The organism is Corynebacterium sp. 21KM1197 (assembly GCF_033783015.1).
Taxonomy (GTDB): Bacteria; Actinomycetota; Actinomycetes; order Mycobacteriales; family Mycobacteriaceae; genus Corynebacterium.
On sequence record NZ_CP123907.1, the window covers coordinates 1377812 to 1391826 of the forward strand.

The following is a 14015-nucleotide window of genomic DNA, read 5'->3' on the forward strand; positions in this document are numbered from 1 at the left end:
CATGGGGGTGCTAGCGGAGCTTAGAGGGACTCGCGGGTGGAAACCACATCCTCATCGGCCACCGGGCCACCGAGATCCGAACTCATGGGGATCACGGTGGGCATGATCATCGGCTCGCGGCGCCACTTCTGCTCCACAAAGCGCGAGACCTTGCGGCGCAGTTGCTGCACCATGCGGTAGGGATCGTTCTCCCCCTCCGCGGCGAGATCGTCGAGGGTCTTTTTAGAAAGATCGCGCACCTCGGGAACCATGGAGCGATCGTCCTCCGCAAAGCCCTTGGTCTGCACCGTGGGCACCTCCAGGAGGCGGCCGGTACGGTTATCAATCACCGCGGTGATGCTGATGATGCCACCTTCGCCCAGGGAGGTGCGATCGGCCAGCACGTCCGAATCCACCTCGCCCATGGTCACGCCATCGACGTAGAGGTGACCCACCGGCACCTGGCCCACCACCTTGGCGTGACCGTTCACCAGGTCCACCACCACGCCGTTTTGGGCGAGCACCGTGTGATCCTCGCGCACGCCGGTGGCGATGGCCAGTTCCTTATTGGCGCGCAGGTGACGCCACTCGCCGTGCACCGGCATGGCGTTGCGGGGGCGCGCGGCGTTCCAGAGGAAGAGCAACTCGCCCGCGTAGCCGTGACCGGAGGTGTGCACCTTGGCATCGCGCCCGGTGACCACCGTGGCCCCGATCTGGGAGAGCATGTTGATCACGCCAAACACCGCCTCCTCATTGCCCGGAACCAGGGAGGAGGAAAGGATAATCAGGTCACCATCGCGCACGGTGATCTGACGGTGCTCGCGGCGGGCCATGCGCGAAAGCGCCGCCATCGGCTCGCCCTGCGTGCCCGTGGTGATGAGCAGCACCTTATGCGGGGCCATCTTGGCGGCATCGTCCATAGAAACAATGGTGCCGCGCGGGGCCTTGAGGTAACCGAGCTTCTCCGCGATCTCCATGTTGCGGATCATCGAGCGGCCATTGAAGGCCACCTTGCGGCCCGCGGCCACCGCCGCGTCCACGGCGGCCTGCACGCGATACACGTTCGAGGCAAAGGAGGCCAGGATCACGCGCTGCTTGGCCTCGCCCACCAGGCGCTTGAGCGTGGGTGCGATCTCCGCCTCCGAGCCGGAAACACCGGGGGTGGTGGCATTGGTGGAATCGCACAGCATGAGGTCCACGCCCTCATCGCCAAAGCGGGACAGGGCGGGAAGGTCCGTGGGACGGCCATCGGTGGGGGTCTGATCCACCTTGATGTCGCCGGTGTGGATCACCAGGCCCGCGCCGGTCTTAATGGCAATGCCCAGGCAGTCCGGCACGGAGTGGTTCACGTGCCAGAAGCGCAGGTTGAAGGGGCCGCGATTCTCATTGGAATCCTCATTGACCTCGATCAGCTTCGGGCGCTGGCGGTGCTCCTTACACTTGGCGGCGATCAGGGCCACCGTGAAGCGGGAGGCCAGGATGGGAATATCCGGGCGCAGCTTCAACAGCCACGGAATAGCGCCGATGTGATCCTCGTGTCCGTGGGTGATCACCAGGGCGTCCACGCGATCCAGGTGCTTCTCGATGGGCCCGAAGTCCGGCAGGATCAGGTCCACGCCCGGCTCGCTGGACGTGGGGAACAACACACCGCAGTCCACGATGAGGAGGCGGTTGTTGTACTCGAACACCGTCATGTTACGGCCGATCTCGGAGATACCACCGAGGGCGTAAATGCGCAGGCCGTTCTTGGGGGCCTTGGGTGGGGCGGGCAGGCGCTTGGTGAGGTCCGCGCCCTGCATGGACTTCACCACGTTGCGGCGATTGCCGCCCTGGCCACCGTTGCCGCCGTTATTGTTACGGCCGCCACGACGACCCCGGCCACCGCGCTTATTGCCGTTGTTACCACCGTTTCCGCCGTTTCCACCCTGGGAACGCGGGGCGGACTCATTCTTTGCGCCGTTGCCGTTCCCCTCGTTCTTCTCCGGGGCCTGGAACACCGGGGCTTCCTCCGGGGGGCCGGCCTTGCGGGTTACCTTGCGGGAGCGGTTTCGGTTTTCGCTCATATTTATAGGACTCCAGCTTTCTGCATGTCACGGCGGAGTTCCTCCACCTGCTGCGGGGTCGGAGCGACCACCGGCAGGCGGGGATCCCCCACCTCGATGCCCTGCAAGCGCAGGGCAGCCTTAGCGAGGCTGACCCCGCCCAGGCGAGCCTGGGCACGGACCAGCGGATTGAGTGCGGCGTTGATTTCTCTAGCTCGAACGAGGTCGCCTTCCTCGAAACTGGTGTGCAGCAAGCGAAGTTGCGGGGCCGCCACGTGCCCAATCACGGAGATGAAGCCGCTCGCGCCCAGGGAAAGCCAGGGCAGGTTCAGCGGATCATCGCCGGAGTACCAGGCCAAGCCGGTCTCCCGGATCAGGGGGGCCGCTTCAGCCATATTCCCCTTGGCGTCCTTGACCGCCATCACGGTGGGAAGTTCCGCCAGGCGGCGGATGGTATCCGCCTCGATGGGAATACTGCTGCGGCCGGGAATGTCATACAGGCAGATGGGGAGGTCAGTGGCCTGAGCCACGGCCTCGAAGTGCCGGTACACCCCCTCCTGGCTGGGCTTGGAGTAATACGGGGTGACCACGAGCAGGGAATCCGCGCCCGCCTCGGCCGAGGCCTGGGCGAGGCTCATCGACGCCCGCGTGTCATACGTACCCGCGCCCGCGACGATGCGCGCGCGGTCGCCCACTTCCTGCTTTACTGCGGTGAGCAGGCGCAGCTTTTCTTCCACGGACACCGTGGGGGATTCCCCGGTGGTGCCGCCGAGAACGAGGGAGTCGCAACCACTGTCCACCAAGTGGGCGGCCAGCCGGCGGCCAGCATCAACATCAAGGTCACCCTCCTTGGTCAAGGGGGTGACCATCGCAACGCTGACTGTGCCGAAGTGCTCGACTCCCGCCTTCGCTGTCAATCCTGTGCTCATGCCCCTAAACACTACAGTCTCGGCGGGAATAACGGCACAACGCCCCGCGTTTAATCCACCCCGTAGGCGCTTTCCACCCCCGGCGGGCCATCAACGGCGGGAACCTCCGCGACGTCGATAAACAGCGCGGGAGCCACCGGCCGCAGGGCCGTGAGCAACGCCGTGGCCAGGCTGCGCCACTCGGAATCCGCGTGCTCGGCACCAAAGCTCAGCATGACCGCGCGCCACGCCTGCATGGAGGCCGTGACCACCAGGGAGGTCGCCACCGCCACCGGCACCACCGCGTGCGCGGCCTGGTGCGCCTGGCGCGCGGCCCAGACGGCGTCGTGCTGCTGCGCGGGGTCTTTGAGCCCCTCCGCAAACTGTTCGTAGGCAAAGCGGGCCTCGTCCATCGTGCGTAGAAACAGCGTGCGCAGGGCCTCGTCTTGCTCGATAGCCGGGGGAATCACCACCTCCACCTGCTCCGCGCCCATCGGCGGGGTGGCGCGGGTGACGGTGAGATCCTCCCGGCAGGACAAAGTATCCACGCACCGGCGCGAAAGGCCCGTGATGTACACCGTGGCCGTGGCATGGGCCATGAGATCCCAGCGCGCCACCTCCTGAAGATGCCGCAGGTAGGCCTCCGTGCCCTGGGTACGCGGCCGGGGGTGATCCAGGCTCCCCGATTCCAGCCTGCCCGCGAACTCCACCACGGCCTCGGCCGCTGTGGCCTGCTCCCCCGGGTGCCACGAGGTATCGGCGGGCACGGTAAACGTGGGGGCGCTGAGCACCTGCACCCGCAGCCGGGCCTGACGCACCACGCTTAGAGCCCCAGGTAGGAATCCAGGCCCACCGTCAGGCCACGATGCTCGGCCACCTTGCGCACCCCGAGCACCACGCCGGGCACAAAGGAAGTGCGGTCATAGGAGTCCTGGCGGATCGTGAGCGTCTGCCCCTGGGTACCAAAGATGATTTCCTCGTGGGCATTCATCCCTTGCATGCGCACCGCGTGCACCGGGATACCGTCCACGGTGGCCCCCCGGGAGCCGTCGAGAGCCTGCTGCGTGGCGTCCGGCGCGGGAGCCATGCCCGCTTCCCGACGCGCCCGCGCGATCCCCTGCGCGGTATGCACGGCCGTGCCGGAGGGAGCATCCAACTTATTCGGGTGGTGGTACTCCACCACCTCCGCCGACTCAAAGTAGGTGGCGGCCTGGCGGGCAAAGGCCATCGCCAGCACCGCAGAAATGGCAAAGTTCGGGGCGATGAGCACTCCAACCTCCGGGTTCTGCGCGCACCAGGCGCGCACCTGCTCCAGGCGCTGCTCATCAAAGCCAGTGGTGCCTACCACGCAGTGAATCCCCCGCTGAATGCAGAACTCCAGGTTGTCCATCACCTGATCGGGAACGGTGAAGTCCACGATCACCTCTACCCCGGCGTCCACGAGTTCCTGCTTATCGTCCCCCTGGTCCAGGGCCGCGGCCAGTTCCAAGCCCTCGGTGTCCTTGATACCGGACACGATGGTGGAACCCACGCGGCCCTTGGCCCCCAGAACGCCAACCTTGATCGCCATTGCCTTGCCTCCTCGGAAGATGTGTTTATGCTCCCACCACGCTAGCGCAGGCGCTCGGCATATACCTCGCTGGGATATTCCTCGTACTCTTCCTCGTCCCGAACACCACCAAGGCACAAGGCCCGACGTGGAGTGGACGTGGTCACCTCCATGACCACGCGGCCGCGATACATGTTCTTGGCCAAGGGATAGCTGGACTTGTGCCCAGCCGCCTGCGCGATCATATCGCGGAGAGCAAGCGGCCCAAAGATATTGGGATCATCGCTCATGGTCTCCACGGTTAGTTCCTCCGAGCACGTTAATACCCGCTCCCCCATGCTCCCTTTCCACTGGTGAAAAGCCTTATTCACCTCCTGCGCTTTGTCCTCCTCCGCCAAGGCATAAAACGTCAGCAACCAGATTCCGGGCTCAATGACCTCCGGCAGACGCGGATCGGGGGTGTACTCAGGTTCCCGCGATCGCACCGCGGCAGTTTCGTTTTCTTCCCACTCCTCCTCATTGACCGGGAAAGAAGCCATGATCCAGGGCGCGGGCAACGCGGAGGCATACACCGTCGGCTCAAATTCATCCTCAAAGAAAAACTTGTTCGATACCTCCTCCTCGTTCTCCGGATTCTCCCGGATAAGAGCAAGAATCTCATACACCTGCATGTCCATCGGGTCGCCCAGACGAGGCTCAAAGGCCACCTGATTCCGCAGGTCCCACAGGCGATACACATCCGCCGAATCCGCTACTCCCGCAGAGATAGCAAGAACCTCGCCATGCTCCGGGGGAATCATGGCGAGGCGATCACAGAAAAGCCGATAGGCGGAATCCAGGTCCTGCGGCCTACAAACAAAAACGGTTTTGCGTAATAGCAATTCCCAGTTATCTCCCATGCCTGGGGAGAATACTACTTCTCCGCCACCGGCACCAGGGAAAGTTTGCCGCGGTTATCAATATCCGCAATTTCCACCTCCACCTTGTCACCGACGTTAATCACGTCCTCCACCTTGTCAATGCGCTTATTGCCACCAAGGTTGGAGATGTGGATCAGGCCATCGCGGCCCGGGGCGATGGACACAAACGCACCAAAGGCCACGGTCTTGACCACGGTGCCCAGGAAGCGCTCGCCCACCTTGGGCAACTGCGGGTTGGCAATGCCGTTGATCTTCTCCACGGCGGCGTCGGCAGCCTCCCCGCTGGTGGCGGAGACGTACACGGTGCCGTCCTCCTCGATGGACACCTCCGCGCCGGTCTCCTCGGTGATCGCGTTGATGGTCTTGCCCTTGGGGCCGATCAGTTCACCGATCTTGTTCACCGGCACGCTGACGGTGACGATCTTGGGCGCGAGGCCGCTCATCTCGTCGGGGCTGTCGATGACCTCCATCATGGTATCCAGGATGGTCAGGCGCGCCTCGCGGGCCTGATCCAGGGCGGAGGCCAGCACCTTGGAGGGGATGCCGTCAAGCTTGGTATCCAGTTGCAGGGCAGTAATGAACTCGCCGGTACCGGCCACCTTGAAGTCCATGTCCCCAAAGGCGTCCTCGGCCCCCAGGATGTCCGTCAGGGCCACGTACTCGGTCTTGCCCTCGACCTCGCCGGAGACCAGACCCATAGCGATACCCGCCACCGGGGCCTTGAGCGGCACGCCGGCGTTGTACAGGGAGAGTACAGAGGCGCACACCGAGCCCATCGAGGTGGAACCGTTGGAACCCAGGGCCTCGGAAACCTGGCGAATGGTGTAGGGGAACTCCTCGCGGGAGGGGATCACCGGGGACACCGCGCGCTCGGCCAACGCGCCGTGGCCGATCTCGCGGCGCTTGGGCGAGCCCACGCGGCCCGTCTCGCCCGTGGAATAGGGCGGGAAATTGTAGTGGTGAATGTAGCGCTTGGACTTCACCGGGGTCAGCGAGTCAATCTGCTGCTCCATCTTGAGCATGTCCAGGGTGGTCACGCCCAGGATCTGTGTCTCGCCGCGCTCGAACAGGGAAGAACCGTGGGCACGGGGCACCAGATCCACCTCCACGCCGAGGTCACGAATATCGGTGAGTCCGCGGCCGTCGATGCGGAAGCCATCGGTGAGGATCATCTCCCGCACGATGTCCTTCATCACCGCGCCGTAGGCGGCGCGAATCTGCTTGGCGGCCTCCTCCGGGGCCTCGTCCTCGGCAAAGCGATCCAACAGGCCCTCTTCCACCTCGGCGTAGTAGGCGTCGGTAGCCTCGTCGCGCTCCTGCTTGCCCGCGATGGTGAGCAGCTTGCGCAGCTTCTTGGCGGCCTTCTTCTCCACGGCCGCGTGGATCTCCTCGGAGTAGGAGGGGAAGAGCGGGAACTCGCGCTCTTCCTTGGCGGCGCGCTCGGCCAGGCCCTCCTGGGCGCGGCAGAGCGTGGCCAGGAAGGGCTTGGCGGCCTCCAGCCCCTCGGCCACCACGGACTCCGTGGGGGCGGGAGCGCCCTGGGAAATGCGCTCCACCACGGTCTCGCCCGCACCGGCCTCCACCATCATGATCGCCACGTCCTCCACCGTGCGGCGACCCTGGCGGCGCTTGACGATGCGCCCGGCCACCACCAGCTCAAAGAGGGCCTCCTCGTGCTGCTGCGCGGTGGGGAACGCCACCCACTGCCCCTTGGGGTGGGCTTCATCGGCGATTAGCGCCATGCGCACGCCCGCCACCGCGCCGGAAACCGGCAGGCCGGAAAGCTGGGTGGCGGCGGAAGCGCCGTTGATGGCCACCACGTCGTAGAAGTCCTCGGGGGCCTGGGACATCACGGTGATCACGATCTGCACCTCGTTGCGCAGCCCCTTGGTAAAGGTGGGGCGCAGCGGGCGGTCGATCAGGCGGCAGGCCAGCACGGCGTCCGTGCTGGGGCGGCCCTCGCGGCGGAAGAAGGAACCGGGAATCCGCCCGGCGGCGTACATGCGCTCCTCCACGTCCACGGTGAGGGGGAAGAAGTCCAGCCCCTCGCGCGGCTTGCTCGACGCCGTGGTGGTGGCCAGCAGCATGGTGTCCTCGTCCAGGTACGTGGTTACCGAGCCGTCGGCCTGGCGGGCCAACTGGCCGGTTTCAAAGCGCACCTCGCGGGTGCCAAAATCACCATTATCTATGGTGGCCACGGCCTCGGTAATGCCGTATTCCTCGTCAAAGTTAAATTCGAGGTTCTTTTCCACGTTCTTCAGCGGATTATTCTCGTTCTTCCTGCCGGGGTTCGGCTTCCCGGAGTGAGACTTCCTAGGCAAAGGTGTGCCCTCCTATAGGCATACATAGCATGATGGCGATCGTCGGTGCCGCCTTGAGTCCTCGTGTGTGCTATGAACAGCGCCCACCCTAACACGCCCAGGCACAAGCACGCACCCCGCCACACCGCGAAAAACACGGTGCGACGGGGTGCGCTTTGCTTATCGACGGCCTCTCAGCAGCCTATCGACGCAGACCCAGACGGGAGATCAGATCGCGGTAACGATCGATGTTCGTCTCCGCCAGGTAGTTGAGCAGACCACGACGACGACCCACCATCAGCAGCAGACCGCGGCGAGAGTGGTGATCGTGCTTGTGGCTCTTCAGGTGCTCGGTGAGGTTGGAGATACGCTCGGTGAGCAGCGCCACCTGCGCCTCGGGGGAGCCGGTATCGGTCTCGTGGAGGCCGTACTCGGACAGGATTTCCTTCTTCTTCTCAGTGCCCAGGGACATTGAGACATCACCTCATTAGTTATTTCAGTCCACACGAAAAAACAATCCGGGCAACTACTGTGGACCGCAGTTGCCAGACCGCGCTATAGGATAGCAGGTTTTATGCCTGCGCCGAAACCCTGCCCCAGGAATCCGGGTACAGGTTCTTCTTCATGGCCAGGAACCACACCATGCCCGCGATGAATACCGCGCCCAGGAGCAGGAAGATCACCGAATAATTGGCGGCCTCCCCCGCCGTGGCGCCCGTCAGCGTCACGCCACCGAACACCACACCGTTCATCAGGCTGCTCACCAGCGCCACGCCGATGGAGGGGGAAACGTTCATGGCGAGGTCATTGAGCCCCACCGCGCGCCCGGACTCGGAGACGTCCACGGTACCCACCACCGTGTCCACCACCGGGGAATACAGCATGGATATGCCGCCAAAGAACAGCACCGCGCACAGGCCCACCGCCCAGATTCCCGATTCCAGGGTGAAAGCCGCGAGCAGGCAGCTCAACGCCATCAGGCTGGCGGCCAGCATGATTCCCGGTCCGCGCCCGATCCACCCCACGATCTTGCCGGACATCATGCCGGCGATCCCGCCGATCAGGCTGGCCCAGATGAGCACAAAGACCATCGCGGCGGCGTCGTAGCCGTACAGCTGCGCGCCAACCTCCTTGAACAGCGGGTTCATCGCGTATTGCGCCACGTAGAAGATCAAGATGAGCGAGACCGCCACCAGGTAGGCCCGGTTGCGGAAGAACTCCGGGGTGATAAAGGCGTGCGGCACCAGGTGGATATACGCCACAAAGGCCACGGACAGCACGGTAAAGGCCAGAGCCCACGCCCAGGTTCCCTCGGACAACAGCATCACCAGGCTGCCCACCGCCAGGGAAACAAGCACGAATCCCGCAATATCAATGCGGCGGCCCTCGCCACGCACGTCGGGCAAGTGCCGGTACAGGGAGGGAATGAAGAACACGGAAAGCAGCGGAATGGCAAAGAGCCACACCCAACTGATCTTGCTCAATTGGCCCGCGGCCACCAGGCCAATGGCCGTGGAGAACTGATAGGCCGCGGTGAAGATACCAAAATACACCACCTTTTTCGGCCCCGGCACGTACTTGGTGGCCACCACCAGGAACACCGAACCCGCCACCTGGCACCCGGCGGTTTGAATCACGCGCGCGATAATCACCAACCAGATGGAGGCCGTGGAGAATAACCCCAGCACGGAGCCCACCACGATGAGCGCTATGCCCACCATCATCATGCGGCGCAGGGAAACGAAGTCCCCCAGGGAGCCATAAATCACGCTCACCACGCCGAGCACCACGCCGGGCAGGGAGGTAATCAGCGCGGCCCGCGCCGGAGCGCCGAGCTCCTGGCCGATGTCCGTGAACACGAAGTTGAAGGAATGCAGGCACAGAATGCCAAAGACGAAGATCGCCAGCAGGCCGGGCATGGCCTTCATCGCGCCACGCTGCACCTGGGGATCAATCTGTGGGGCCGCACCGGGCCCCTGGGCCTCGGTGGCGCTCACCGGAGCACCGAACCAATGCGGGTCATGAACTCCTGGAGGAAGCGCGGGGCGTCCACCGCCACGGCGGCCCGCGAGGTGCGCTCGGCGTCGTTAAGCCGCTTTTCGTCCCCGATGGTGCGCCCGCGCGTGGGCCCCTCCACGTCCACCTTGAGGTTGATCGGGAGCAGGGTCACCAGGGTGGGGTCCACCGCCACAGCCACCGCCAGGGGATCGTGCAGGCCGCAACCACCCAGGTAGGGCGCGGTGGTCTCGTAGGCCTTGATGTAGTAATCCGTGATGTCCGCCAGCGCGCGCCCGGCCTCCGTGCCCAGCTCGCGCCACTGGCGAGTCTCCTCGTAAGTGAGCAGAGTTTGCAGGGTCACATCCAGGCCAATCATGGTCACGTCCGCCCCGGAACGCAGCAGCGTATCCGCCGCCTCCGGATCCTGGCTGATATTGGCCTCCGTCCAGGCATTGACGTTGCCGGGCACGGTGAGCGCGCCGCCCATAATCACGATGTGGGCGTTGCGGGCGAACTCAGGATCGGCGGCGATGGCGGCGGCAAGGTTGGTCATGGGGCCGGTGGCCACGATCACTAGATCGTCGCCGTGCTCGCGCACGGAATCCACGAGGAAGTCCACCGCGCCGCGCTCCTCCACCGAGCGCGGGGAGGCCGGGATCTCCACCTCGCCAATGCCGTTCTTGCCGTGAATAAAGGCGGAGATCTCCAGAACCTCAAAGCCCTCCTTGGTCTGCGCGTGCGGCTCGCCTAGGAAAACCGGCACCTCGGAGTGGCCCAGCAGGTCCAACAGCGCGAGGTCATTAGCTGCGCCCTGCTCAATGAGCACGTTGCCGTAGGTGCAGGTCACGCCAATGAGGTCTAGCTCTGGGGAGCCCAGGGCATACGCCAAAGCCAGGGCGTCATCGACGCCGGTGTCCAGGTCAAGGATGATTTTACGGGCCACGGGGTGCTCCTCGTACTTTCCTAGTGCGGGCAGATCACCCCATACTCTATCCCGCCAGAATCTCCCGGGCACGGCTTACGTCTCGCCCCATCGCCTCTAGCAATTCCTCTACCCCGTGGAACTTCACCATCGGGCGCAGGTGGGCCACAAACTCCACGGTGGCGGTGTGCCCGTAAAGGTCCGCCTCCTGGTCGATCACAAAGGATTCCACGCTGCGCGGCTCGTCGCCAAAAGTGGGGTTCGTGCCCACGGAGATCGCCGCCGGGTAGCGTCGCTCGGCCACCATGTCCCCCTTGATCGGGCCGGAATCCACCACGGTAAGCCAGCCCGCATACACACCGTCGGCGGGCAGGGCCATGGACTCGGAAAAGTACTGGTTGGCCGTGGGATAGCCCAGTTCCTTGCCGCCGCGCCCCGCACCGTGCACCACCTTGCCGGTGACCCGGAAGGAGCGCCCCAGCGCCCAGTTGGCTCCCTCAATATCGCCCTCGCTGAGGTAGCGGCGCACCAGGGAGGAGCACAGCCGCTGCCCGCCGTCGTGATACAGACCCACGATGATGGGCTCAATGCCGTACTGCTCACCCAGTTCCCGCAGCGTATCCACGGTGCCCGCGGCGTCCTTGCCAAAGGTGAAGTTCTCCCCCACCAGCACGGCGGCGGCCTTGAGGGTATCCACCAGCAGCGAGGTGAAGTAATGGCGCGGGCTCAGGCCCGCGAGTTCGCAGGTGAAGTTCACCACCAGCACGGCGTCCACGCCCAGTTCCCCGGCCAGGCGCAGGCGATCATCGAGGGAGGTCAGGCGCGCCGGGGTCTTTTCCGGGAGGAACACGGAAACGGGGTGGGGATCAAAGGTCACCATCACGCAGGGCAACCCGCGCTCGCGGGCCTCCGCCACCGCGCGCCCGAGCAGGTGTTGGTGCCCCCGGTGCACACCGTCGAATACCCCGATGGTGACCACCGATCCAGAGAGATCCGAGGGAACGGCTGCAAGCCCGTGCCAAATATTCACGCACCCAGACTACGGCATACACTACGGGGCATGGTTGATCCCCTCGCACGCTCAGGAATAGTAGTGGTGGACAAGCCCCAGGGGCTTACCTCCCATGACGTTGTTTCCCGGCTACGCAGGGCTTTAGGCACCAAAAAGGTGGGCCACGCCGGCACGCTGGACCCGATGGCCACCGGCGTGCTGGTGGCGGGGGTGGAGCGCGGCACCAAGTTTCTAGCCCACATGACCGCCGCCACCAAGGCCTACCGCGCCACCATCCGCCTGGGCCAGTCCACCACCACCGACGACGCCGAGGGCGAGATCATCGCGCAGGTACCCACCGAGCAGGTGCATAACCTCGACCCCGCGCTTATCGACGCCGCCCTCGCCTCCCTCACCGGGGACATCATGCAGCGCCCCTCCACGTTCTCCGCGATCAAGATCGACGGCCAGCGCGCCTACGCCCGTGCCAGGGCCGGTGAGCAGGTGGAGATTCCCCCGCGCCCCGTCACCGTCTCCCGCTTTGACCTCCTCGATCGCCGGGGAACCGACCTCGACGTGGAGGTGGACTGCTCCTCGGGCACCTATATCCGCGCCCTGGCCCGCGATCTGGGCGAGCACCTCGGCGTGGGCGGGCACCTGACCATGCTGCGCCGCACCGAGGTGGGCCCGTTTAGGCTCACGGATTCGGTGCTTCTCGACACCCTCGCGGAACACCCGCGCCTCAGCCTCACCCTGGACGAGGCCCTGCGGCGCTGCTACCCCACCGTGGCGGTGACCGCCGCCGAGGCCGAGGCCCTGGCCAAGGGGCAGTGGCTGGAGCCGCGCGGGCTGCGCGGGGTACACGCCGCCGTGGATCCCGAGGGCCACAGCATCGCCCTGATCAAGGAACAGGGCAAGCGGCTCTCCACCGTCTTTGTGGCCAGGCCATCCACCCTATAGCGGCACCGTGATCGCCGCGCAGCAATAGCCCTCGCGCACGAGCCACCGCCCCGAAAAGAAGGGCAGCGGCGCGGTATCCGGCAGCAGGCGCGAGGTAAAGGTGCCGTCCGGGTGCAGCGCGATCTCCGCCTGATCAAAGTCCAGCCAGCGCCGCGTGAGCGGGAACCACGCCTTGTAGGTGGCCTCCTTGGCGCAAAAAAGCAGCCGATCGGCCCACTGCATTCCGGCAGCCCACCACCGCCGCACCATGTATTCCTCGGAATCCAGGGCGATGCTCCCCAGCACCCCCTTCGGGAGCGCGGCAGCCGGTTCCACGTCCAGCCCCACCGCGCGTACCTCGGAGCGGGGGGCCACCGCCGCCGCCCGCAGACCCTCCGTGTGGGTGAGCGAGCCCGTAAAACCCTGCGGCCACACCGGCATGCCCCTGACCCCGCGCAGAATCGGGGTGCTCGGCGGCACCCCATAGTGAGCCAGGGCCTGATGGGCGCACCAGCGGGCATCGCCAAACTCCGCCTTGCGCTTATCCACCGCGCGCGCCACCAGTTCCCGCTCCTCAGCGGGGAGTTCTTGGTAGCGCAGCAGGGAGGAATCCGGTGCCCGCAGTATCCGCCACTGCACCTGCGGGGGAAAAAGCGAATCCATCATCGTGCGTGTCCTCCCAACACCGGATAGGGCCACGGGCGCTCGGGGAGTTCAGGGCGCTCGCGCCACTCCCTCGGATAGCCCAGGGAGGCCTCGATGTGAGGCACCCCGTGCACCCGGGTCACCCCAGGCAAGTGCAGGTGGCCGTAGACCACCGCGCGGGCGCGATAGCGCTGCGGCCACCGCCGCGTGTGCTCGGTACCGCACCACAGGGATAACTCCGGTATCCCCATGCGCTGCACCGGCTCGCGCACCAACGGCCAGTGATTCACCAGCACCGTGGGCATTCCCGCCAGCGCGGCGAGCCTGCCCGCGCTATAGGCTAGACGCTCCCTACACCAAGCCGGCACGTTCGCGAAGGGTTCGAGGGCGAAGGCGTCGATAAGCATTTTCCCGGCAGCCCGCGCGCCCTCGTAGGTGATCCCGGCGGGGGCAAAGCTGTAATCGTAGAGGGTACACAGCGGGGCTATCGCCGTGCCCTGAAAAATCGGGTACTCGTCCTCCGGGGTGTGCACGCCGATCTCCCGGCAGCGGCGCACCAGTTCCGCATACCGCGCCCGCCCCCGGAACCGATCGCTCGCCCGACTGAGCAGCTCGTGGTTCCCCGGTGCCCAGATCACCCGGGGAAATCTCTCCCGCAGCCGCCCCAGGGTGGCGATCACCAAGTCCACGTTCTCCGCCACGTCCCCGGCCACGATGAGCCAATCCCCGGGGTTCCGAGGCCGCAGGCGCTCCACGTGCTCCCGGTTGGCGGGAACCGCCGCGTGCAGGTCGGAAACCGCCCACAGCGTCGGGGCGGTCACC

Annotated in this window: 13 protein-coding genes; 1 reads left to right on the forward strand and 12 read right to left on the reverse strand. The window is 65.5% G+C overall.

All coding sequences use genetic code 11. The annotated features are described in order from the left end of the window. Positions 1–20 precede the first annotated feature (20 nt). The 10 genes from OLW90_RS06710 to OLW90_RS06755 form a co-directional block, all read right to left on the reverse strand. The gene (locus OLW90_RS06710) at positions 21–2042 is read right to left on the reverse strand and encodes a ribonuclease J (protein ID WP_319649321.1); all 2022 of its coding nucleotides are present in this window, start codon (positions 2040–2042) and stop codon (positions 21–23) included. 2 nt (positions 2043–2044) lie between these two features. Continuing rightward, a complete protein-coding gene (gene dapA, locus OLW90_RS06715; RefSeq protein ID WP_319649322.1) occupies positions 2045–2950 on the reverse strand; it encodes a 4-hydroxy-tetrahydrodipicolinate synthase in 906 nt (301 codons plus the stop codon). 50 nt (positions 2951–3000) lie between these two features. Beyond that, the gene (locus OLW90_RS06720) at positions 3001–3750 is read right to left on the reverse strand and encodes an FAD-dependent thymidylate synthase (protein WP_319649323.1); all 750 of its coding nucleotides are present in this window, start codon (positions 3748–3750) and stop codon (positions 3001–3003) included. Positions 3751–3752: 2 nt separating this feature from the next. Next, complete coding sequence (gene dapB, locus OLW90_RS06725; protein WP_319649324.1) at positions 3753–4499, reverse strand: 4-hydroxy-tetrahydrodipicolinate reductase; 747 nt, start codon at positions 4497–4499, stop codon at positions 3753–3755. Between the two features lie 41 nt (positions 4500–4540). Beyond that, positions 4541–5377, reverse strand: coding sequence for a hypothetical protein (locus tag OLW90_RS06730; protein WP_319649325.1), 837 nt, complete (start codon positions 5375–5377; stop codon positions 4541–4543). 14 nt (positions 5378–5391) lie between these two features. Next, the gene (locus tag OLW90_RS06735) at positions 5392–7659 is read right to left on the reverse strand and encodes a polyribonucleotide nucleotidyltransferase (protein WP_319651844.1); all 2268 of its coding nucleotides are present in this window, start codon (positions 7657–7659) and stop codon (positions 5392–5394) included. A 241-nt stretch (positions 7660–7900) separates the two neighbouring features. Next, a complete protein-coding gene (gene rpsO, locus OLW90_RS06740; protein WP_319649326.1) occupies positions 7901–8170 on the reverse strand; it encodes a 30S ribosomal protein S15 in 270 nt (89 codons plus the stop codon). Positions 8171–8270: 100 nt separating this feature from the next. Further along, complete coding sequence (locus OLW90_RS06745) at positions 8271–9695, reverse strand: MFS transporter (protein WP_319649327.1); 1425 nt, start codon at positions 9693–9695, stop codon at positions 8271–8273. Next, the gene (locus tag OLW90_RS06750; RefSeq protein ID WP_319649328.1) at positions 9692–10639 is read right to left on the reverse strand and encodes a nucleoside hydrolase; all 948 of its coding nucleotides are present in this window, start codon (positions 10637–10639) and stop codon (positions 9692–9694) included. Before OLW90_RS06750 ends, OLW90_RS06745 begins: the two co-directional genes overlap by 4 nt. Positions 10640–10685: 46 nt before the next feature. Then, positions 10686–11648, reverse strand: coding sequence for a bifunctional riboflavin kinase/FAD synthetase (locus OLW90_RS06755; RefSeq protein ID WP_319649329.1), 963 nt, complete (start codon positions 11646–11648; stop codon positions 10686–10688). Positions 11649–11678: 30 nt separating this feature from the next. Between OLW90_RS06755 and truB the strand changes: the two genes are divergently transcribed. Next, on the forward strand, positions 11679–12569 hold the full coding sequence (truB, locus tag OLW90_RS06760; RefSeq protein WP_319649330.1) for a tRNA pseudouridine(55) synthase TruB: 891 nt from the start codon (positions 11679–11681) through the stop codon (positions 12567–12569). On the opposite strand, the gene OLW90_RS06765 is transcribed toward truB, so the two are convergent. Continuing rightward, on the reverse strand, positions 12564–13214 hold the full coding sequence (locus OLW90_RS06765; RefSeq protein WP_319649332.1) for a 4'-phosphopantetheinyl transferase family protein: 651 nt from the start codon (positions 13212–13214) through the stop codon (positions 12564–12566). The genes truB and OLW90_RS06765 overlap by 6 nt on opposite strands. Further along, positions 13211–14014: a metallophosphoesterase gene (locus OLW90_RS06770; RefSeq protein WP_319649333.1), complete on the reverse strand. Its 804-nt coding sequence runs from the start codon at positions 14012–14014 to the stop codon at positions 13211–13213. The genes OLW90_RS06765 and OLW90_RS06770 overlap by 4 nt, the downstream gene beginning before the upstream one ends. Position 14015 lies beyond the last annotated feature (1 nt).